This window comes from Burkholderia sp. PU8-34 (genome assembly GCF_053427725.1).
This window is the reverse complement of sequence record NZ_JBSAXC010000051.1, coordinates 1-1,248: the sequence shown is the minus strand read 5'-3', so window position 1 is coordinate 1,248 and position 1,248 is coordinate 1. Positions and strand designations below refer to the sequence as shown.

1 protein-coding gene is annotated in these 1,248 nt (G+C 63.0%); it reads left to right on the top strand.

What is annotated here, in order from left to right; translation table 11 throughout:
• Positions 1 to 135: 135 nt before the first annotated feature.
• Positions 136 to 1,248: ISNCY family transposase (locus ACV22Z_RS35635; RefSeq protein ID WP_448080926.1), on the top strand; the 1,113-nt coding region annotated here is incomplete at its 3' end.

Genomic DNA, 1,248 nt, shown 5'->3' with positions numbered 1-1,248 from the left:
ATGTAAGAGCAAAGTTGTAATGTCGTAGCTGGGCAAAGTTGAAATGTCGTAGTTGGCGGCTGATTGGTTCATCCTGAGCGGCTCCTGATGGTCAACCCGGAGTCTCTCGTGGCCAACAACACCAAGACGATCACCATGAGCATGCGCGAGCTGGATCGACTCAAAGTTGTCGAAGCAGTCGTCGAAGGACGGCTGATGCCGTGGCGAGCCGCGGAGCGACTTGGCGTCAGTCGGCGGCAGATTGAGCGGCTCGTCGCCCGGTATCGTGCCTCGGGGCCGGTCGGTCTGGTTTCGCAGCGACGCGGCCAACCGAGCAACCATCAACTGCCCGAGGATTTGGCGCATCGAGCTTTGAGCGTGATTCGCGAGCGCTACGCCGATTTCGGGCCGACGCTGGCCTGCGAGAAGCTCTGGGAATGCCACGGGCTGCAGTTATCGAAGGAAACGGTCCGCAAGCTGATGACGGAAGCCGGGCTATGGATTCCGCGCCGGCAGCGCCCGCCGAAGGTCTACCAGCCACGGGCACGACGCGCGTGTCTGGGCGAACTGATCCAGATCGATGGCAGCGAGCATCGGTGGTTCGAGGCGCGGGCGCCGCAGTGCACGCTGCTGGTGTACGTGGACGACGCAACGAGCCGGCTGATGATGCTGCACTTCACGGCGACGGAATCGACCTTTAGTTACTTCGAGGCCACGCGCGCGTATCTGGAGCGGTACGGCAAGCCGGTGGCGTTCTACAGCGACAAGGCGAGCGTGTTCCGCAGCACGAATGCGAGCAAGACCGGCAGCAACGTGACGCATTTCGGCCGGGCGATGTACGAGCTGAACATCGACACATTCTGCGCAAACAGCAGCCCGGCCAAGGGGCGCGTCGAGCGCGCGCATCTGACCTTGCAGGATCGATTGGTGAAGGAACTGCGGCTGCGCGGCATCAGCACGGTGGCCGACGCCAACGCGTATGCGCCCTCCTTCATGGCGGCGTATAACGCGCGCTTCGCGAAACCGCCGAAGAGCGACTTCAATGCACACCGGCCGCTGCGGGACGACGAGGATCTGGATCAGTTGCTGACCTGGCGTGAAACGCGCCGCGTCTCGAAGGCGCTGACGGTGCTGTACGACCGGGTGCTGTATTTGCTGGCCGACACGCCGACGAACCGGAAGCTGATTCACCGGTATATCGACGTATGGGAGTACCCGGATGGGCGCATCGAGGTTCGCGCCGACGGCCGCGTGTTGCCCTGTCGGCAG